Origin of the sequence: Exiguobacterium sp. UBA7533, from assembly GCF_002479335.1 — a bacterium.
Lineage (GTDB): Bacteria > Bacillota > Bacilli > Exiguobacteriales > Exiguobacteriaceae > Exiguobacterium_A.
In genome coordinates this window covers 43,369-63,892 of sequence record NZ_DLMP01000001.1, presented here as the reverse complement: position 1 = coordinate 63,892, position 20,524 = coordinate 43,369, and the positions used below count along the sequence as shown (strand labels likewise).

General features: G+C 46.1%; 18 protein-coding genes. 17 read left to right on the top strand and 1 reads right to left on the bottom strand.

Features of this window, described 5'->3' with window-relative positions; genetic code table 11:
- Nucleotides 1–26 precede the first annotated feature (26 nt).
- The 11 genes from B2U10_RS00330 (at nucleotide 27) to B2U10_RS00280 (ending at nucleotide 14,540) form a co-directional block, all read left to right on the top strand.
- A complete protein-coding gene (locus tag B2U10_RS00330; RefSeq protein WP_290785139.1) occupies nucleotides 27–1,490 on the top strand; it encodes a UDP-N-acetylmuramoyl-L-alanyl-D-glutamate--2,6-diaminopimelate ligase in 1,464 nt (487 codons plus the stop codon).
- Nucleotides 1,487–2,746: a lipid II:glycine glycyltransferase FemX gene (locus B2U10_RS00325; protein ID WP_290751309.1), complete on the top strand. Its 1,260-nt coding sequence runs from the start codon at nucleotides 1,487–1,489 to the stop codon at nucleotides 2,744–2,746. The genes B2U10_RS00330 and B2U10_RS00325 overlap by 4 nt, the downstream gene beginning before the upstream one ends.
- Nucleotides 2,746–3,408: a M15 family metallopeptidase gene (locus tag B2U10_RS00320; RefSeq protein WP_056062201.1), complete on the top strand. Its 663-nt coding sequence runs from the start codon at nucleotides 2,746–2,748 to the stop codon at nucleotides 3,406–3,408. The genes B2U10_RS00325 and B2U10_RS00320 overlap by 1 nt, the downstream gene beginning before the upstream one ends.
- A gap of 153 nt (nucleotides 3,409–3,561) precedes the next feature.
- A complete protein-coding gene (locus B2U10_RS00315; RefSeq protein ID WP_023468670.1) occupies nucleotides 3,562–5,226 on the top strand; it encodes a ribonuclease J in 1,665 nt (554 codons plus the stop codon).
- Nucleotides 5,227–5,294: 68 nt separating this feature from the next.
- A complete protein-coding gene (locus tag B2U10_RS00310; protein ID WP_035407095.1) occupies nucleotides 5,295–7,442 on the top strand; it encodes a DNA translocase FtsK in 2,148 nt (715 codons plus the stop codon).
- Between the two features lie 317 nt (nucleotides 7,443–7,759).
- Nucleotides 7,760–8,773 (top strand): BMP family lipoprotein, encoded by a 1,014-nt coding sequence (locus B2U10_RS00305; RefSeq protein WP_035407099.1) that lies wholly within the window; start codon nucleotides 7,760–7,762, stop codon nucleotides 8,771–8,773.
- Between the two features lie 222 nt (nucleotides 8,774–8,995).
- Complete coding sequence (locus tag B2U10_RS00300) at nucleotides 8,996–9,715, top strand: GntR family transcriptional regulator (protein ID WP_035407101.1); 720 nt, start codon at nucleotides 8,996–8,998, stop codon at nucleotides 9,713–9,715.
- Between the two features lie 130 nt (nucleotides 9,716–9,845).
- On the top strand, nucleotides 9,846–10,919 hold the full coding sequence (locus B2U10_RS00295) for a BMP family lipoprotein (RefSeq protein ID WP_035407104.1): 1,074 nt from the start codon (nucleotides 9,846–9,848) through the stop codon (nucleotides 10,917–10,919).
- A gap of 65 nt (nucleotides 10,920–10,984) precedes the next feature.
- A complete protein-coding gene (locus tag B2U10_RS00290; protein WP_035407107.1) occupies nucleotides 10,985–12,514 on the top strand; it encodes an ABC transporter ATP-binding protein in 1,530 nt (509 codons plus the stop codon).
- On the top strand, nucleotides 12,511–13,581 hold the full coding sequence (locus tag B2U10_RS00285; protein ID WP_035407110.1) for an ABC transporter permease: 1,071 nt from the start codon (nucleotides 12,511–12,513) through the stop codon (nucleotides 13,579–13,581). Before B2U10_RS00290 ends, B2U10_RS00285 begins: the two co-directional genes overlap by 4 nt.
- Entirely contained in the window at nucleotides 13,581–14,540 is a 960-nt protein-coding gene (locus tag B2U10_RS00280) for an ABC transporter permease (RefSeq protein WP_035407114.1), read from the top strand. The genes B2U10_RS00285 and B2U10_RS00280 overlap by 1 nt, the downstream gene beginning before the upstream one ends.
- 133 nt (nucleotides 14,541–14,673) lie before the next feature.
- Here B2U10_RS00280 and B2U10_RS00275 read toward each other — a convergent pair whose 3' ends face one another.
- Nucleotides 14,674–14,922 carry a ferredoxin gene (locus tag B2U10_RS00275; protein WP_029342027.1) on the bottom strand — a complete coding sequence of 83 codons (249 nt, stop codon included), beginning with the start codon at nucleotides 14,920–14,922 and terminating at the stop codon, nucleotides 14,674–14,676.
- A gap of 230 nt (nucleotides 14,923–15,152) precedes the next feature.
- Between B2U10_RS00275 and B2U10_RS00270 the strand changes: the two genes are divergently transcribed.
- From B2U10_RS00270 to B2U10_RS00245, 6 genes are all read left to right on the top strand, one after another.
- Entirely contained in the window at nucleotides 15,153–16,175 is a 1,023-nt protein-coding gene (locus B2U10_RS00270) for a helix-turn-helix domain-containing protein (protein WP_035407116.1), read from the top strand.
- Nucleotides 16,175–17,605 carry a RecQ family ATP-dependent DNA helicase gene (locus B2U10_RS00265; RefSeq protein WP_035407118.1) on the top strand — a complete coding sequence of 477 codons (1,431 nt, stop codon included), beginning with the start codon at nucleotides 16,175–16,177 and terminating at the stop codon, nucleotides 17,603–17,605. Before B2U10_RS00270 ends, B2U10_RS00265 begins: the two co-directional genes overlap by 1 nt.
- 43 nt (nucleotides 17,606–17,648) lie before the next feature.
- Nucleotides 17,649–17,843, top strand: a complete 195-nt coding sequence (locus B2U10_RS00260) for a hypothetical protein (protein WP_035407120.1) — start codon at nucleotides 17,649–17,651, stop codon at nucleotides 17,841–17,843.
- A gap of 71 nt (nucleotides 17,844–17,914) precedes the next feature.
- Nucleotides 17,915–18,799: a MerR family transcriptional regulator gene (locus tag B2U10_RS00255; protein ID WP_035407123.1), complete on the top strand. Its 885-nt coding sequence runs from the start codon at nucleotides 17,915–17,917 to the stop codon at nucleotides 18,797–18,799.
- 57 nt (nucleotides 18,800–18,856) lie between these two features.
- The gene (locus tag B2U10_RS00250) at nucleotides 18,857–19,447 is read left to right on the top strand and encodes an adaptor protein MecA (RefSeq protein WP_035407127.1); all 591 of its coding nucleotides are present in this window, start codon (nucleotides 18,857–18,859) and stop codon (nucleotides 19,445–19,447) included.
- Between the two features lie 139 nt (nucleotides 19,448–19,586).
- Complete coding sequence (locus tag B2U10_RS00245) at nucleotides 19,587–20,519, top strand: D-alanine--D-alanine ligase (protein ID WP_056062191.1); 933 nt, start codon at nucleotides 19,587–19,589, stop codon at nucleotides 20,517–20,519.
- Nucleotides 20,520–20,524: the final 5 nt, after the last annotated feature.

The following is a 20,524-nucleotide window of genomic DNA, read 5'->3' as shown; positions in this document are numbered from 1 at the left end:
ACGATGTCGAGAAAGAAGGAATACCGTTGAATTTAGCTGAACTGATTCAAGTCATACAGACGCAAAAAATCGAACGAATGGTAGAAGTGGATGTCACGTCCATCACGACCGATTCACGGGATGTTAAACCGGGAACATTGTTCGTCGCCATCAAAGGGTATACTGTTGATGGACACGACTATGCCAAACAGGCAGAAGCACAAGGAGCGGTCGCAATCGTTGCGGAACAACCGGTCAATGTGTCGATTCCTGTCATTCTCGTTCGTAGTACATCACGTGCCATTGCCGAATTGGCTGGCAAATTCTATGATTATCCTTCTGAAAAGATACGGATGATTGGTATTACAGGAACGAACGGGAAAACGACGACGACGACGATTGTCCGTGATATATTAGCGCACCTTGGTCGGAAAACGGGTATCATCGGAACGGTCGAAGTCAAGATTGGTGACCGCGTCGTACCAAGTCGAAATACGACACCACAAAGCTCCGAATTACAAGCATTTTTGCATCAAATGCATAAAGAAGATGTCCAAGACGTCATCATGGAAGTCTCTTCGCATGGACTAGAGCTTGGTCGAGTAACGGGTGTCGATTACGACATTGCGGGATTCACGAATCTGACGCATGATCATCTCGATTTTCACAAAACGTTTGAGAACTATGCGCGTGCCAAAGGATTGTTATTCGCACAGCTCGGACAACGGCTGTCGACAGAGAAAGTCGCGGTCTTGAATGCCGATGATCCGACGAGCGAACTGTACGAAATGATGACAGGTGCTCGTGTCATGACGTACGGTATCGACAACGCAGCTGACCTCCGAGCAACGGCGATTGAACAGTCACTTCAACAAACGACGTTCACGATGATGTACAAAGAAGAACAAGTCGACGTCACGGCGAATTTCATCGGTCGCTTTAACGTCTACAATCTGTTGCTTGCGACAGGGATCCTCTTGTCTTGCGGATACGACCTAACGACGATTGCAGGAGCGATTTCAGCAATCCGTCCGGCAAAAGGTCGGATGCAACGCTTACCAATCGAAGGATATAACGTGTATGTCGACTACGCGCATACTCCTGACGGCATTGAACAGTGTCTGAAAGCACTCGTTGACGTACCGAAGGAAAAGATCGTCTTCCTGATCGGGACAGGTGGAAACCGCGACGTGACGAAACGACCGAAGATGGGCGAACTGGCTTCGACCTACGCAGGAACCGTCGTCATCACGACGGATGATCCACGATATGAAGCATATGAGTCAATTACATCCGGCATCGCCAAAGGGATGACCCACGATCAGTTCGTTGAAATCGGTGATCGGGAAGAGGCCGTGCGTTATGCAGCACGACTCGCACGACCAGATAATATCGTCATCTTAGCCGGTAAAGGTCATGAAAAATATCAAATCATTGGGGATGAGAAAATCCCTCTCGATGAGGAAGTCATCGTCAAAGAGATGATACGGCAAATGGAGGAACAGAAGTGACTTATCAACCAATCGTTGTAACCATAGATCAATTTGAAACATTCGTAAAAACACATCCAAAAGGCGACTTACTTCAGCTTCCAGCATGGGGAGAAGTCAAAAGCGCGACAGGATGGACACATGAACGGATCGCGGTCGGAACAACTTCTGGTGAGATTGCCGGAGTTGGTCTGCTCTTGTTTAAGAAAGTACCGAAGCTACCGTTCACGCTTTGTTATGCACCGCGCGGTTTCGTCGTCGATTATACGGATACGGACGCACTTCGTGCTCTTCGTGATGAAGCGATACGTGTCGCAAAACAACAGAAGGCGATTGCGATTAAATTCGATCCGAACGTCGAGCGGGAAGAATATCCAGGTCTGTTACAGGAGATGCAAGGACTTGGCTTCAAACATAACGGTTTTGGCGGCGGTTTTGACTACGCGCAACCACGCTTTACGATGGAGACGAATCTTGAAGGAACAGAAAAAGAGATCTTCGACGGTTTCCATTCGAAGTTCCGCTACAACGTCCGTCTTGCTGAACGCAAAGGGATCGTATGCGAACAAGCGGATCGTGAAGGACTCAAGACATTCGCGAAGCTGATGGTCGAGACGGGCGAACGGGATGGGTTCTCGATCCGCGGTCTGGATTATTTCGAGAATCTGTATGATCATCTCCATCCAAAGGGTGATGCGGTCTTGTTTTTGACGAAACTTGATGTCGTACGTGCTCTTGAGAATACGGAAGCCTTATTACTTCAAGCCGATAAGGAACTCTCGAAGATTCACCGTCAGCTTGAGAAAGAGACGGCTGAGAAGAAGCTAAAAAGCTTAAACAATCGCTTGGAGCAGACGACAGCACAAATCGAAAAAGCAGAGAAGTCGAAAACGGAACTGATGACGATTGCTGCCAAACATCCAAACGGTGTCATCCTGTCTGGTGGTCTTTTGACGCTTGCTGGTCGTCGTTCCTATTACTTATATGGAGCCTCATCGAACGAGTACCGGGAATTCATGCCGAACCATTTGATGCAATGGACGATGATGCAATATGCGAAAGAACATGGTGCGCTCTCCTATGACTTCGGTGGAGTCAGTGGTTCGACCGACCCGGATGATCATTACGCGGGACTCTATGCCTTTAAATCTGGGTGGGGCAGCCGAATGATTGAAAAAATCGGTGAGTTTGATTATGTACTCAATCGTCCGCTCTATCTGTTGCTTGAGACGGGGTTACCGATTCTACAAAAACTTCGGAAGAAGCTTCGCCGCTGATGAAACGGGGAACAATCTTCGGTTGGATCGTATTTTTATTGACGATGTTTGCGATTGGATTGTTTCTTGCGGCATCCATGAACCGGATGCCGACGATTTTGATGGACCAACCGGAACTCGGGATTGATAGTTGCCCACGAGACGTAGCAGGGGAAAACCGTTTGATCAATGCAAGCGAGGCGAACCTGAAGCGTCTCCATCCAGCTGTCGAGACAGGGGCAAAGGATCTGATCCGTGTTGCACATTCTTGCTACAATATCGATATCAAGATCACGCAAGGGTACCGCTCGATCCAGCAACAGAACGCACTTTTTGAACAAGGGCGTTCTGAGGCAGGTGAAGTCGTCACGAATGCACGAGGCGGTGAATCGATGCATAACTACGGACTTGCAATTGATTTCGTGCAACTCGTAAATGGACAGATTTCGTATGATCTTGAGTATGATGGGAATCGGTCAGGGAAAAGTGATTGGCGTGAAGTCGCTGATATCGGGAAAGCACTCGGTTTTGAATGGGGAGGCGATTGGAAGCGATTCGTCGATTACCCTCATTTTGAGATGACGTTCGGGTATTCGCTCGACGAACTGAAGGCTGGTGAACGTCCAAGCCGTTCGGAAAAAGCGAAACGAACAGAAGAAGTCGAAGATTTGTTGAATACATGATTAATGTCATTCCTGGAGTAATGTGGCAGGAATGACGTTTTTTTTAGATTTCCTAGTCCGATTGTTGGCAGATTGTGAAAATTCGGCTAGAATAGTGATAGTGATAAGTGGACGGCTCACGAAAAGTGAATATGAATTATAGGAGGTCATGTCGTGTCAAAGAAGAAGACGGAAAAAGTAAGCGTCTTTGCTCTTGGTGGCGCCGGTGAGATCGGTAAGAACATGTACGTCGTCGAACTCGACGAGGACATCTTCGTCATCGATGCCGGGTTAATGTTCCCAGGAGATGAGATGCTTGGAATCGATAAAGTCATTCCAGACATCAGTTATTTAAAAGAAAACAAAGAGCGGATTCAAGGGATTTTCATTACCCATGGTCACGAGGATCATATCGGGGCACTCAGTTACGTCTTGCGTGACTTGAAGGTACCTGTTTACGGAACACGTTTGACGCTCGGTTTGATTGAACACAAATTAAAAGAAGCCGGTTTATTGAAAAAGGCAGATCTTCGTCCAATTGATGCCAAGACGAAATTAACCGTTGCAGGTCATTTTATTACGTTCTTCCGGGTCAACCACTCGATTCCGGATGCAGTTGGGGTTTGTATTCAAACGTCTCAAGGTGCCATCGTTCATACGGGGGATTTCAAGTTCGATTACACACCAGTCGATGGAAAACAAGCAGACTTCGGGAAAATTGCAGCGATTGGTCAACGGGGCGTACTGTGCTTGCTGTCTGACTCGACGAATGCAGAGCGACCAGGGATGTCTGGGTCAGAATCGATTGTCGGTTCTGAATTGAACGACGTCATTTATGAAGCACCGGGTCGTGTGATTGTAGCTTCATTCGCTTCGAACATTCATCGTCTACAACAAGTGTTTGCAGCAGCAGAAGCGAACAATCGAAAAGTAGCGGTCGTCGGTCGTAGCATGGTCAACAACGTTGAAGTGGCACAGCGTTTGAATTACTTACGCTTCAAGCAGAAAACATTGATTGATCTATCTGACATCAATCGCCTCGATGATAACCAAGTCGTCATCTTGACGACAGGATCTCAAGGTGAGCCAATGGCAGCCTTGACACGAATGGCACGTAACGCACACAAGCAAGTCAATATTCGCTTGAATGATACGGTTGTCGTCGCGGCTTCCCCAATTCCAGGTAACGAGAAGTCGGTTTCGAAAACGATCGATCTCTTATTCCGTGCGGGTGCGAATGTTATCTACAACCAACGGAAAGTACACGTTTCCGGTCACGGTCATGCGGAAGATCTGAAGCTGATGCTCAACTTGATCAAACCGAAATTCTTCCTACCGATTCACGGAGAATTCCGGATGCAAAAGGCACACAGTCGTCTCGCACAGACGGTTGGCGTCAATGCGAACAATATCTTCATCATCGAGAATGGAGATGTCGTTGAGTTTGAGAAGCGTAAAGCACGGATGTCACGCAAAGTGAACGCCGGAAACGTCTTGATCGACGGAATCGGTGTTGGTGATGTCGGAAACATCGTCCTTCGTGATCGTCGCTTGTTGTCACAAGATGGTGTCGTCCTCTGTGTCATTACGATTAGCCGAAAAAACAAAACGATCGTCTCGGGACCCGAAATCATTTCTCGCGGATTCGTCTATATGCGTGAATCAGAAGATATGATCAATGAAGCGAACCGAATCGTCGCGAAACAACTACAAGGTAAATTAAACGGAGAATTGGATTGGACGGAGATGAAGTCGTTGATTCGAGATAAACTCAGTGCTTATCTCTATGAACAGACGAAACGCCGCCCGATGATTCTTCCAATCATCATGGAGATTTAACAAACGAGCGGCTCAGATTGACCAATACCTGGTCCACTGAGCCGTTTTTTTATCAGGAGGGATGACGTATGGCGACGACGAAACGAAAAACCGTACGAAAAAAAACGCCGCCACGGAAACGACCGGCAGCGAAGAAACAACGTCAGCCGATTGCGTATCGTACATATGCGACCATCATCGCAATCGTTTCACTACTTGCCTTCGTTCTCGCATTTGGGGAATTCGGGAAAGTCGGACTGACGCTAGCTGATGGAGGAGAACGATTAATCGGTCAGTTCGGTTCCTTATTATACGGCGGGATAGGTGCCGTGCTACTCTTGCTACTATCGAACGCGTCACGGGCTCAGAAATGGGCATGGTCGATGCTACTAATGGGTTCAGTCGTCTGGATTGATCTAATGCTCGGAGCACCGCGTGGTATTCTCAATGGATGGCTCTATCAAAACGCAGCATATTACATTTCAAGTAGCGGTGCCTTCTTGATTGGTCTGTTCTTCATCGGCGCAGCTGTTCATCTACTACACCCTTCGTTTTATGGAGAGCTATGGCTTGGACTGCGGGAACGCGCAGAAGAATTTCGTAATCGTGAACGGACACCTCGTCCTCGGATCGAAAAAGACCTGACACCGAAACCGGTCCGCGAGAAAAAAGCAAAGACGTTGCGACCAGCAACTGTTGAGGAACCAATCGAAACAGAGCAAGAAGCAGAGGATCCTTCGGTCAACATTCAAGACGTTCCAATTATCGGCTTTACGGATCACGTTGAACCGCAAGCAGCGGAGACACAAGGACCACTGACGATGACGGAGACACCGGACGGATATCAATTGCCGTCGCTTGATTTATTAGCAGAGCCGACGTCCAAAGACTTATCGGGTGAGAATAAGCGACTAAAGGATAATGCGACGAAATTGATTGCGACCTTAAAATCGTTCGGGATCGGAGCGAAAGTGTTGAAGATTCATCTCGGACCAAGTGTCACGAAGTATGAGATTGAACCAAAACAAGGTATCAAGCTTAGTCGGATCACAGGACTCGCCGATGATTTAGCGCTTGCGTTAGCGGCGAAAGATATTCGAATCGAAGCACCGATTCCTGGTAAAGCGGCTGTCGGAATCGAGGTGCCAAACCGTGAAGTCGCCATGGTATCACTTCGAGAAGTGTTAGGAGCGGAGAGCGTTCAATCCGACAATGATCGTTTGCTCGTCGCACTCGGACGAAGCATTTCTGGTGAGACGGTGACAGCAAAGCTGAATAAGATGCCACACGTCTTAGTTGCCGGTTCGACCGGTTCCGGTAAATCGGTCTGCATTAACGGGATGATCGTCTCAATTTTGATGCGAGCTCGACCGGATGAAGTCCGCCTGATGATGATTGACCCGAAAATGGTCGAATTAAACGTCTACAACGGTATTCCTCATCTTTTGGCACCGGTCGTCACCGATCCGAAAAAGGCGGCGCAGGCGTTAAAACAGGTCGTCTCGGAAATGGAACGTCGTTATGAGATTTTCAGTCAAAACGGAGCGCGCAACATCGAAGGCTACAATGCACTAATCGATAAGATGAACGCAGAGGAAAAAGTGCATCAACGATTACCGTATATTGTCGTCATCGTTGATGAGTTAGCCGACTTGATGATGGTCGCGTCAAACGAAGTTGAAGATGCAATCATGCGACTTGCACAAATGGCGCGAGCAGCTGGGATTCACATGGTTATCGCGACCCAGCGACCAAGTGTTGATATCATCACTGGTGTCATCAAAGCGAATATTCCGTCACGTATCGCCTTCAGTGTGTCGAGTGCGACGGATTCACGGACGATCCTTGATACGGGAGGCGCTGATAAATTGCTTGGACGAGGGGATATGTTGTTGCTCGGTAACGGCATGAACAAACCCGTCCGTGTACAAGGTGCGTTCTTATCAGACGAAGAAGTCGAGAAGGTTGTCAATCATGTCATCAGTCAACAAAAAGCGCAGTATGTTGAAGCGATGATTCCAAAAGATGTACCTGAAGGTGAAACAGAGGTCGATGACTCACTCTATGATGAGGTCGTCCAGTTCATTCTGACCCAAGAGACGGCATCGACGTCGATGATTCAACGAAAGTATCGTATCGGCTACAACCGAGCTGCCCGGTTGATTGATGCTCTAGAAGAAAATGGTCTGATTGGTCCTTCTGAAGGATCAAAACCACGCCGCGTCATGGGACGTTAATCAAGAATCACGGTATCCACCGTGATTCTTTTTTATTAAAATAATGGATATATATGGATGAGCGTATAATGTGCTCAAAAAAATGATACAGGAGTCGTATATGAGATGAGAAAATTAGAAATGAAAGGAAGGAAAAAAGACAAAAATAAAATAAAATCGCTTTCATGAAAATAGTTGTCAGACGTCTGTTGATTTTCAATATTTTTTTTGGCATACTCAGACATATGAGTGACCGACCTTCAACATGAGGGCTGGGAGCGACTTTTTCACAAATAGATAATGAAAGCGCTCTCATAAATGCAGAGGAGATGGATGATATGAAGAAAAAACAGGTAATCGTATCGATGATGTCAGTAGCAACAGTTGGACTTGCAGCCTGCGGCGGTTCAGGTGAGAAAGCTGACCAAAAAGATCAGTTCTCTGTCGCTATGGTAGCGGATAAAGGTGGAATCGATGATAAATCGTTCAACCAATCAGCTTGGGAAGGTCTGCAAGCGTACGGTAAAGATAACAAACTCAAGCAAAATGAAGGGTTCTCTTATTTACAGTCTAAATCACAACAAGATTATCAACCGAACTTGTCACGTCTTGCACGTGGTGGAGAAGATCTCGTTTTCGGTATCGGGAATACATTCAATGAAGATGTTAAAACCGTAGCAGATCAATTCAAGGATACACAATTTGCAATCGTTGATAATGTCGTTGAAGGGAAAAACGTCACATCGATCACATTTAAGGAAAATGAAGGGGCGTATCTTGCAGGGATCGTTGCTGCTATGGAGACGAAAAAAGATCACATCGGTTTCGTCGGTGGCATGAAAATGGACGTCATCGAACGGTTCCGAGCTGGTTTCGAAGCTGGAGCGAAATCCGTCAATCCAAAAATCAAAATCGATGTTCAGTACGCAGAGGACTTCGCAGCACCTGAAAAAGGTCAAGCCATCGCAGCCGGCATGTACGGTAAAGGAGCGGATATCATCTTCCCAGCAGCAGGCGGTACAGGAAATGGTGTCTTCACAGAAGCGAAGAACCGTAAGAAAAATGGAGAAGATGTATCGGTCATCGGTGTCGACCGTGATCAAAAAGAAGAAGGTATGCCGGAAGACGTGACGTTAACATCGGTCATCAAACGTGTCGACCGCGCAGTTGAAGATACAGCTAACGCAGCGAAAGATGGAAAACTCGAAGGTGGTAAAACGGTTCGTTATGGTCTGAAGGAAGACGGCGTTGATATCGTCCCATCTGAAAAAATCTCGAAGAAGACGATGACTGCGCTTGAGAAAGCAAAAGCGGCTGTCGTTTCAGGGGAAATCGAAGTACCTGAGCAATAAGCGTTGAAAAGATAAAGGGCATTCTTAGGTAGAATGCCCTATTTTCTTCCATTATTGATTACGTTATGAAAAGGGTTACAAAAGCGCCAGAAGTCAGACTTCTAACCTGTTACAAAATGATTGCAGGATTGTGTTAAGCGTCATATACTTATCTTGGCTGGAGTTCTCATACGTCAGAAGTCTGAGCACTGGTTACAACTAGATAGAGGATGGAGATGCGTCATGTCGATTAAACTAGATCATCGTTTGCTTTATTTACGTGTGATTGAAAAAATCAAGTCAGACATCGATGACGGCGTTTACAAGGAAGGCGAGAAGCTCCCTTCAGAGTTTGAACTTTCAAAGCAACTTGGCGTCAGTCGAGCTACTCTTCGAGAGGCATTACGAATTCTTGAAGATGAGAACATTGTCATCCGTAAACACGGTGTCGGTACGTTTATCAATGCAAGACCACCGTTTACTTCTGGTATCGAGGAGTTATACAGCGTGACAGAGATGATCGCGCGCGCAGGCATGATTCCGACCTCAGAAGTGCTATCATCCGAGATGGTCCAACCGACTGAGCGCGACCGAGAACGCTTTCAACTTGGTCCGGATGAATTGGTATATCGAATCGAACGAATCCGACTCGCAGGAGATGTTCCTGTCGTCTATTGTATCGATAAGATTCCAAGCCATTATATTAAAAATGAAGAGCAGTTCACCTCTTCGACATCATTGTTTGATGCTTTAGAAAAAGAACTCGGACGACGTGTCACACATGCTGTGACGCATATCGAGCCGCGTATTGATCCGAAAATCGCTGAACAATTACATACGGACCAACCTCTGCTCGCTTTGCGTCAGACGCATTATGATGAGCTCGACCGTTCCGTTCTTTTTTCAGCGAACTATTTCCGAGCAGATAAGTTCGATTTCCACGTCATCCGTAAACGTGTGTGAGCCATTGTTTTAGGATGAATACTGAAAGCGCTTCCCGTCAAAACCTACGTAACGCTCCTCATCGCCAGCCTCAGGTGCTAGACGTAGTCTTGAACTTTGTATGACCATATTCGAAAGGGGATTTTTCCAGATGAAAAAGAAGTCACTTCTCGCATTAGCAGCAACAGGTTTAGCAATGAGTTCCGTCCTTGCAGCATGTGGTGGCAACGACGATTCGAAAGATTCAGGTAGCGGCAGCAAATCAGAAGGCTTTAAAGTAGGTATGGTTACAGATACAGGCGGCGTGGATGATAAATCATTCAACCAATCTGCTTGGGAAGGTATCCAAAAGTTCGGGAAAGACAATGACTTAAAAGAAGGTACTGGCTATAAATATCTCCAATCTGCAAAACAATCAGACTATCAACCGAACCTTCAGCAATTAGCACGTGCAAAATACGACTTAATTCTCGGGATTGGTTTCTTGATGGCTGAAGATATCGGTAAAGTAGCGGATCAGTTCAAAAAGAACAACTTCGCACTCGTTGACCAAGTCGTCGATAAACCAAACGTCGCTTCAATCGTCTTCAAAGAAAACGAAGGTTCGTTCCTCGTTGGTGTCGTTGCAGGTCTAACGACGAAAACGGATAAAGTTGGATTTGTCGGTGGTGTCAACTCGGACTTGATCAAAAAGTTCGAAAGCGGATTTAAAGCAGGCGTTAAAGCGGCTAACCCGAAAGCGGAAATCGAAATTCAATACGCAGAAGATTTCAACGCTGCTGAAAAAGGACAAGCAATCGCTTCAGGTATGTACGGTAAAAAAGTCGACGTCATCTATCACGCAGCTGGTGGTACTGGACAAGGGGTATTCACAGAAGCGAAAAACCGTAAAAAGAACGGTGAAGATGTTTGGGTTATCGGTGTAGACCGTGACCAAGTCGAAGAAGGTATGCCAGAAAACGTCACATTGACATCAATGGTCAAACGTGTAGATACAGCAGTAGAGCAAGTCGCGAAAGACACGAAGGACGGCAACTTCCCAGCAGGTAAAGTCGTTGAGTTCGGTCTAAAAGACGGCGGTGTCGATATCGCTCCTTCAAAAGACAACGTCTCAAAAGAAGCACTCGACAAAGTCGAAGAGTACAAAAAACAAATCATCGATGGTGACATTAAAGTTCCATCGACTGACGACGAGTATAAAGAGTACGAAGCGTCACTTAAATAATAATGAAAGCGGGGGTCGCTAGCATTGCGACTCCCCTTTTAAACTAAACATGGGAGTGGATTTTCTTGGAATACGTCATTGAGATGCTGAACATCAGAAAAGAGTTTGGCAATTTCGTCGCAAATGATAATATCACGCTCCAGCTTCGGAAAGGTGAGATTCACGCTTTACTTGGTGAAAACGGTGCCGGAAAATCGACGCTGATGAACGTCTTATTTGGTTTGTATCAGCCTGAGGCTGGAGAAATTCGTGTACGCGGTGAAAAAGTCAATATTACGAGTCCGAACGTCGCGAATGATCTTGGAATCGGCATGGTGCACCAACACTTCATGCTCGTTCAAAATTTCACTGTTACTGAAAACATCATTTTAGGTGCAGAGCCACGTACAGGGATTAAGATTGATCGTGCATCGGCGCGTGAAAAGGTACGCCAGATTTCTGAACAGTATGGTCTTGCTGTTGATCCTGATGCAAAAATCGAGGATATTTCAGTCGGAATGCAACAACGTGTTGAAATTTTGAAGACGTTGTACCGTGGGGCAGACATCTTGATCTTTGATGAACCATCTGCTGTTTTGACACCGCAAGAGATCAAAGAATTGATTCAAATCATGAATCGCTTGATTGCGGAAGGAAAGTCGATTATCCTCATTACGCATAAACTGAAAGAAATCATGGAAGTAGCTGATCGCTGTACGACGATTCGCCGTGGTAAATATATCGGCACGGTCGATATTGATGAGACGATGACACAGTCGCGTCTTGCTGAAATGATGGTAGGTCGTGAAGTCAACTTTAATGCGGAGTATTCCAAGGCAACTCCACAAGAACTCGTTCTCGATATCAAGAATCTAGTCGTCAAGGACGGTCGTGGCATCAAAGCAGTCGATGGATTGAATCTCGACATTCGTGCCGGAGAAATCGTTGGAATTGCCGGAATCGACGGAAACGGACAAACGGAATTGATTGAAGCCATTACAGGTCTTCGTAAAGCAGACAGTGGCGAAATCTTCCTCAACAACAAATCGATTAAAAACCTGAAGCCACGGAAAGTAACGGAATCAGGTGTCGGTCATATCCCGCAAGACCGACATAAACATGGACTTGTCCTTGATTATTCGATTGGACATAACATGGTCTTACAAACGTACTACAAACAACCGTACTCAAAAGCAGGCATCATGAACTATAAACAAGTCATGGAAAAAGCCAAAACGCTCATCGAGAAGTTCGACGTCCGAACTCCAAGTCCAGAGACGTTCGCTCGTGCCTTGTCTGGTGGTAACCAACAGAAGGCGATCATCGCGCGTGAAGTCGATCGTTCACCAGATTTGCTGATTGCGGCTCAGCCGACTCGTGGTCTTGATGTTGGGGCAATCGAGTTCATTCATGAACAATTGGTTCTTGAGCGCGAAAAAGGTCGTGCTGTCTTGTTGATTTCATTCGAACTCGAAGAAATTCTGCAAGTCTCTGACCGGATTGCCGTGTTATATGAAGGAAAAACAGTGGCCTTCTTGGATCCGAAAGAAACGAACGAAATTGAGCTTGGCTTCCTGATGGCCGGCGGTAAGAAAGAGGAGGTAGGTCATTCATGAAGTTAGAGCGTTTTTACGGCATCCTCATTCCGATTCTTTCCATCGTGCTTGGGATGGTCGTCGGGGCAATCGTCATGCTCATTGGTGGGTATGATCCGATTGCTGGGTTTGATCAATTATTCTATGGTATTTTTGGCGAACCGTACAGCATCGGTGAAACATTGCGTGCGGCGGCTCCATTGATCTTCGCGGGTCTTGCTGTCGCGTTTGCTTTTCGGACAGGACTTTTTAACATCGGTGTCGAAGGTCAAGTGCTCGTCGGCTGGATGGTTGCAGTCTGGATTGGAATCAAGTTTGATTTGCCGACAGTTGTTCATTTACCACTCGCTTTGATTGGAGCAGGTTTAGCAGGTGCGCTTTGGGCATCGATTCCTGGTATCTTAAAAGCGAAATTCCACGTACATGAAGTCATCACGTCGATCATGATGAACTATATCGCGTTATACGTCACGAACGATATTTTACGTCACGTCATCGGCATTACGAATGAGCGGACGGAGACAATCAAGGAATCAGCATCACTTGCGTCACCGTTCTTACAAGAAATCACGGATTTCTCACGTCTTCATAACGGAATTTTCATCGCAATCATCGCTGCACTCGTCTTCTGGTTTATTCTTTGGAAAACAACACTCGGTTATGAACTTCGAGCTGTTGGATTCAATAAGAATGCTGCTGAATATGCAGGGATGGGCGTTAACCGCAATATCATCTTATCGTTCGTCATCTCAGGTGTGTTCGCTGGCCTTGCTGGGGCGATGGAAGGTCTTGGGACGTTCCAAAACATGACGTTGAATGCGTCCTTCACTGGTGTTGGATTCGACGGGATCGCGGTTGCCTTGTTAGGTGCGAATAATCCGATCGGCGTCGTGCTCGCTGCATTGCTATTTGCAGGACTCAATATCGGTGGTCTGTCGATGCAACAGATTGGTATTCCACCGGAACTGATCAAAATTATCATTGCGTTCATCATCATCTTCGTGGCTTCTGGATACGCGATTCGTCTCGTCATCGAGAAGTTCGCAGTTAAGAAAGAATCTAAAAAAGCGAAAGGAGCCGGTCAGTAATGGGCTTTCTTGAAGTACTTTATATCATCGTGCCAATCGCACTTGCCTATTCGGCTCCGTTGATCATTGCAGCACTTGGCGGCATTTTCAGTGAGCGTTCTGGCGTCGTTAACATCGCGTTAGAAGGTTTAATGGTCATGGGTGCCTTCACGGGTGTCGTCACGGCATTGACGCTATCAAAAATGGGCTTGGGTGCTGCGAGTCCTTGGCTTGCGATGCTCATTGCGATTGTCGTCGGAGCAGTTTTCTCGCTCTTCCTTGCGATTCCGGCAATCCTTTTCCGGGCTGATCAAACGGTTCTTGGAGTTGCGATCAACTTGCTTGCAGTCGGTCTTGCCATCTTCCTCGTCCGGGCGCTTTACGGAAAAGGACAAACGGATTCGATTCCAAACCGAATCTCAAAAGAGAACGTGCCATTCTTGTCTGATATTCCTGTGCTGAAGATGTTCTTCGCGAACGTCTACTACACATCGTATATCGCGATCATCCTTGCCTTCGTCGCGTGGTACATCATTTTCAAGACGCCATTTGGTCTTCGTTTACGTTCTGTCGGGGAACATCCGATGGCGGCAGATACAATGGGAATCAACGTCACGAAGATGCGTTTCATCGGTGTCATGATCTCTGGTGGTTTCGGTGGTCTTGCTGGTGCTGTTTATGCGACATCGATCTCACTGAACTTCAGTGTCACGACGATCCTCGGTCAAGGGTTCCTCGCGATTGCGGCGATGATCTTCGGAAAATGGAATCCACTCGGGGCTATGGGTGCTGCACTATTCTTCGGATTCGCTCAAGCGATTTCAATCATCGGTCAGCAATTGCCGTTACTCGATCAAATTCCGCAAGTGTATCTATTGATTGCACCGTATCTCTTGACGATCCTAGCACTCGCTGGTGTCGTTGGTCGGGCGGATGCACCAAAAGCTGTTGGTGTACCATATATCAAAGGAAAACGCTAAATTTTTTACCACTTAGAAACCGGATGTTGCCAAATGGCGACACCCGGTTTTTTTAATGATTGATAGATATATCGCGTGAATAAAAGACCAACAAAAAAAGATGTTTCGCAAGGAAACATCTTTTTTTATTCACTTATTCGAATTTTAACGCATCGCCTTCGAACGATTCATCTGCTACTTTGATTGAATCCGTCGGGCATCCTTCAAATGCATCAATCATATCGTCGAATAATGCTTCTGGAATTTCGGCAGTACCATTGTTATCATCAAGAATGACATATGCCAAACCCTCATCATCATAATCATAGATATCTGGTGCCGCTGCTCCACAAGCACCACAAGCGATGCAAGTATCTTTGTCGACAATCGTAAATTTAGCCATTGAACGGTCTCCTCTCTATACGAAAACATTATTGAAACACGCTGTTCTCATCTATATGTCATTGTATCGGACTCATCGTTGCATTTCAATGACGAAGCGTAAGTGATAACAGAAAATGTATATATCATCACATGCCCGCAAACAGTATGTCTAAAACGTAACGAAAAGAAAATGGATGAGGTATCATCTTCAAATCGATAAACACTATATATCAGAAAGGAGCGTGGCAGATGGAAATTTCATTACTAGAGCGCATTTTTCTAGAATCGATTCAGCGTCTTCGAGACGAACGTTCGGACCGGAGTCTTTATCATGTTTTTCAAGGGAAGAAGTCAGCAACTTCTCTTCAAGATGCTCATTTTTATGATTTAGAGTCGACGTTCGGTACCGTATTAGTCAGTAAACAGCGATTCGAGTCGGTTTTAACGGAACTCGCTCAGAAAAAGTGGATCGAACGGCAAGAGACACTTCGACTGACGAGCGAAGGCGCTCGACTAGTAGGACAAACGGATGGAGTAATCATTGATCAACTTGGTGGTGAACTTCGGGGATATGCTGAAATGATGTGGAAACGGCTCAGTCTTCTCGTTCAAACGGTAATTTGTCTAGAAGCGCAACAACCATTCATTCCCGTGCAACAAGAGACGATCGTTCGGGAGTGGGTCAAGAGTGTTCTTCCGACCATCTCGAATCGAGCAGATTGGTTAGCGCAGATGTATCAAGAATTGACGCTCCTCCTTGAGCGCTTACCGGAACGAGATGCGACATTGATCAGTCATCGATTATCAGGTGTGCAAACGGGATGGTCATATCCTCAATTGGCACGAATGATGAAGGTAGATGTCGAGACGGTCCAGTTCGAATTTATCATAGCTTGGCGAAGATGCATCAATGACTTAAAAAGTACACCGCTCATTCAACAAATCGGAGCCGGTCTCCACACTCCGAAGATGACGCAGTCTGCTCAAACGACTTGGGAATTATTGCAACAAGGACTCACTGTTGAAGATGTTGCGGTCAGAAGACGTCTAAAAAATAGCACGATGGAAGATCATCTTGTTGAAATTGCAATGTATGCACCCACTTTTCCGTTAGATCTTTTCGTTGATACGGCTCAACAAGAAGAAATTCGACATATCGCACAACAACTCAAAACTTATGCGCTCAAGCGAATCAAAAGCGCGATGCAATCAGACGTATCCTATTTTCAAATTCGATTGGTCTTAGCTCGTAGTAAATGGGAGGGAAGTTAATGGAAGCGTTATTGCATCGACATTTCGGTTATGAAGCGTTTCGACCTGGACAACGCCAAATCATCGAATCCATCCTGAATGGAACAGATACGTTAGCAATTTTACCGACAGGTGGAGGAAAGTCTGTTTGTTATCAGTTTCCTTCGTATGTAAAAGGAGAGGGACTGACATTGATTTTGTCTCCGCTGCTCTCTTTGATTGAGGATCAAGTCATGCAAATCAAACGTCGGGGAGAACGTTCTGTCGCAAAATTAACATCTGTTGAGACGCGAGAAGAAAAAGAGCAAATCTTATCCGTACTCGAACATCTACGGTATCTCTACTTATCACCGGAACAACTCGCGTTACCACAAATACGGGCTCGTCTGAAACAGGTCGACATCGCGCTATTCGTCGTCGATGAAGCCCACTGTATCTCGCAGTGGGGACACGAGTTTCGACCTGAGTATGCAAGACTTGGGCAAATTCGCCGGGAACTAGGTTTTCCGCAGTGCCTCGCCTTAACCGCAACAGCGACTCAAGCTGTTGAACGAGATATCCGAATACAATTGCAGATGCGAGAACCGCATGTCATCCGTCGTTCCGTCAATCGACCGGAAATCCAATACACCGTGGATCGCGTCGATCGAGAAGAAAAAGACGCAGCACTCGACCGTTGGATGACACGTATCGTTCGTCCATGTGTCATCTATACGACAACGCGTAAAGAAGCGGAACGGATTGCAGGAATCATTGAAGGGGCAACCTACTATCATGCCGGATTAACGATGGAAGACCGTCAGCTTGTTCAACAACAGTTTCTTCATGATGAAATGGACTGTCTCGTTTGTACGAGCGCATTTGGAATGGGTGTTGATAAAGGAAACGTTCGTACAGTTATCCATCACACGATGCCGGCGACGCTTGAAGCTTATATGCAGGAAATCGGACGTGCCGGTCGGGACGGAAAAGAGGCGACGGCGATCTTGCTTTATGCTCCTCAGGATGAACAATTACAAACCTTTCTGATTGAGACACAATATGCGCCTGTCCTTTGGATTGATCAGTTACAACAAGGGGTGAGAAGAGGGGAGTCCTACGCGAAAATCGAGACTCGTCTACACCTCAATCCGGAAGATCCAGCATATCGGTTACTGAAATCGCAACTTGAGAATGGCTGGTCGAAGGAACGTATCATGCAATGGCAGGTGGAACGAAAACAGCTCAAAGGACGAGAAGTCAGCCGGATGATGGACTATATTCACCGGAATGAATGTCGCCGTACGATGTTATTGCATCATTTTGATGAACCGGCAATCGTTCAGCCACGTTGTTGTGATATATGCGGTACGATCGAATGGCAGGATCCCGTGAAGAGTAAGGTGCTTCAAACGGTAAATTGGAAAAAGCGTTTAGAACAAGTCTTTTTTTCGTCACTAGATTCGGTGTAAACTAGAAAATATCCTTATTTTTTTCAAGAAAAGGTGATGAACATTGAGTAAACAAGATCAACGGCGGTTACATCAGAACGAAGAGGAGCAACTCTTACCACCACGTTCCTCGCGAATCGAACACGTTCGAAATGAACGACTGAAGCAACCATTTCGAAAAAATCCGCTAGCAATCACGCTAACGGTACTCATGATCACGATCATCATCGCCTTCGTCTCCATCGGTTTCATGATGTAAAGGCACATTGTGAACGGAGATTTTTTTCCTTTCAGCGTATACTAGAAAGGAAGGGGAAGGAGGCACGATGCATGGATCGTGGGAAATACAATATCAAAGCAGTCGCTGCGTTGGTGGGACTCAACCCGACGACCATTCGTGCTTGGGAGCGGAGATATCAAGTGCTTGATCCGGATCGAAGTGAATCCGGGCATCGCATTTATAGTGATAGTGACGTTGCGAAATTGCGTTGGATCGTCGATAAACAAAAAGAAGGATTGTCGGTTTCAAAGGCAATTCAATTATATGAGATGCCTGTCAATCGAGCTGAAGTGCCCCATGATTACGGAGTCGAACTACGAGATCAGTTATTCCGTGCATTGACGAACTTCGAAGAACGACACGCGCATGACATCATGAATAAAGCGTTCTCGATGTTTAGTTTCGATAAAGTCATTCAAGATATCGTTGGTCCACTCTTACATGAAATCGGACTGAAATGGGAGTCAGGAGAGATTACAATTGCGCATGAACATTTTGCAACAGCTTTCTTAAGAGCCCGTCTTTCGACGTTATCACTACAGATGCCGATCAATCCGTTCTTGCCGCGAATCGTTTGTGTCTGTGCACCAGAAGAAGAACATGAGCTCGGACTACTCTTCTTCACACTCTACTTGCGGCAATCGGGTTTTGATGTGATTTTCCTCGGTTCCGGTATTCCGGTGCCGGACTTAGTAGCCGTGACACATCAATTGCAACCGAAAGCTGTCATCTTATCGTGTACGTTATCCGATCATTTACCATTGCTTGATGAAGCATTAGACTGTTTGATGGCTGATTTTCCGAATCTTGAAATTGGACTTGGAGGATACGCGGTCGATCAGCTTCCGGAACGATACGGACCACACTTACTTGGTGCGGACGATCAATCGTGGAAAAGTTGGTTAAGTCGACTCACTCCGGTATCTGGTGTATAGTATGGTTCATAGCGAACGGAGACACCTATGTTTCCGGTCTTGACTGGAGGAGTCTATATGAGGTTTGAACAAATGAAACAAGGACACCTTCGTGTCTTCATTACGAAGCAAGAGTTATCACTTCACGATGTCCGACCAGAAACGTTGGCCGTTGGGAAGGGACAAGCTCTATTGCGCAATTTATTAGAGGAAGCTGAATCGAATTTTGGTTTTCAGGCAGCAGGAACACTCGAATTTTTCGTCACATTCTTTCCGAATGACGGCATGCTCGTTGATGTGCGTCGTGAAGGTGATCTACCGGAAGAGATGAATGACGAATTTGATCAAGTCGAAATTCGCATGACGGTCGACATCGTCCATCATGTCTTGTATGCCTTGAATTCGCTCGAAGATGTCATTCAAGCGAGCCATGGGTTATTACGACATATGTCGTACACGGAGACAGGCGGTAGTCTTTATTTCTTCGAAGGCAGCTATTATCTCTATTTCCAGGAACGAATGAATGACGCGCTCGAGCGTACGGTGACGACGATTTTGTCAGAATACGGGGAACCGAGCCCGAAAAGTCCGCTCGTCATGTCAGAGTACGGAAAAACGATTCAATCGAAACAAGCCATTGCCACGATTGCGGAACAATTCCACATTTAGAACATTAGGTGCGACATTGCCTCGTCAGGCAATGTCGCACCTTTTTATCTTCTACCAGAAGTGGCACCATTTTGTATTTTTTCGTGGTCAGAAGGATGGTATGATAATCATTGAACGTAAGAAGAAGGAGTGAAGTAGGATGAAAGTGGCAGTGTTATATGGTGGGACTTCAGGTGAACGGGAGGTTTCATTAAACAGTGGAAAATCAATCATGGAAGCGTTAAACAGTAAAGGACATGAAGTCACGGCTGTTGATTTCCATCCTGATCGAGCACATGAACTCTTCCAGCTGGATGTAGATGTGGCTGTCATCGCTCTTCATGGGAAAATTGGTGAAGATGGACGCGTGCAGGCGTTACTTGAACTTGCGAATATTCCATACACAGGTTCAGGTGTGTTAGCGTCAGCACTTGCGATGGATAAGGCACGTTCAAAAGTTCACTTTGATAAAGCGGGTATCACGATTGCACGTGATGTATTATTAGAACGTGAAGATGATGTCGAGGCGAAAATCGCAGAATGGAATGGTCAATTCCCTTGTGTCGTTAAACCAGCACAAGAAGGTTCATCGAATGGATTGACAATCGCACAAGACGAGACGATGTTACGTGAGGGGATTGCAAAAGCGTTCGAAGCCGATGATGCGGTTCTCGTCGAACAATTCATTAAAGGACGCGAAGTGACGGTTCCAGTCGTTGGTCATAAAGGTGCAGAAAAAGCATTACCGGTCATCGAGATCATTCCGAAGAATGCTTTTTATGATTACGAATCGAAATATGCAATCGGAGGTTCAGAGCATATCTGCCCTGCCGAACTAGATGAGACGACGACAGCAATACTTCAGGAGTGGGCCGTCAAAGCACATCAAGTACTGGGTTGTGCTGGGTATTCCCGGTCAGATTTCCTTGTTCCTGAGTCCGGAAATCCAGTTATTTTAGAGACGAATACATTGCCAGGTATGACATCAACGAGTTTATTCCCGGACGGAGCACGAGCAGTTGGTATCGAATATCCGGAATTGGTCGAGTATTTCATGGAATTAGCGATTGAACGCCACGCCCAAATCAAGTAATCCAA

Bases quoted from the DNA above. Each gene is read 5' to 3' on its own strand.
- B2U10_RS00320 (WP_056062201.1), top strand. From the start codon at position 2,746: ATGAAACGGGGAACAATCTTCGGTTGGATCGTATTTTTATTGACGATG.
- B2U10_RS00310 (WP_035407095.1), top strand. From the start codon at position 5,295: ATGGCGACGACGAAACGAAAAACCGTACGAAAAAAAACGCCGCCACGG.
- B2U10_RS00305 (WP_035407099.1), top strand. From the start codon at position 7,760: ATGAAGAAAAAACAGGTAATCGTATCGATGATGTCAGTAGCAACAGTT.
- B2U10_RS00300 (WP_035407101.1), top strand. From the start codon at position 8,996: ATGTCGATTAAACTAGATCATCGTTTGCTTTATTTACGTGTGATTGAA.
- B2U10_RS00295 (WP_035407104.1), top strand. From the start codon at position 9,846: ATGAAAAAGAAGTCACTTCTCGCATTAGCAGCAACAGGTTTAGCAATG.
- B2U10_RS00285 (WP_035407110.1), top strand. From the start codon at position 12,511: ATGAAGTTAGAGCGTTTTTACGGCATCCTCATTCCGATTCTTTCCATC.
- B2U10_RS00280 (WP_035407114.1), top strand. From the start codon at position 13,581: ATGGGCTTTCTTGAAGTACTTTATATCATCGTGCCAATCGCACTTGCC.
- B2U10_RS00275 (WP_029342027.1), bottom strand. From the start codon at position 14,922: ATGGCTAAATTTACGATTGTCGACAAAGATACTTGCATCGCTTGTGGT.
- B2U10_RS00270 (WP_035407116.1), top strand. From the start codon at position 15,153: ATGGAAATTTCATTACTAGAGCGCATTTTTCTAGAATCGATTCAGCGT.
- B2U10_RS00265 (WP_035407118.1), top strand. From the start codon at position 16,175: ATGGAAGCGTTATTGCATCGACATTTCGGTTATGAAGCGTTTCGACCT.
- B2U10_RS00255 (WP_035407123.1), top strand. From the start codon at position 17,915: ATGGATCGTGGGAAATACAATATCAAAGCAGTCGCTGCGTTGGTGGGA.
- B2U10_RS00250 (WP_035407127.1), top strand. From the start codon at position 18,857: ATGAGGTTTGAACAAATGAAACAAGGACACCTTCGTGTCTTCATTACG.
- B2U10_RS00245 (WP_056062191.1), top strand. From the start codon at position 19,587: ATGAAAGTGGCAGTGTTATATGGTGGGACTTCAGGTGAACGGGAGGTT.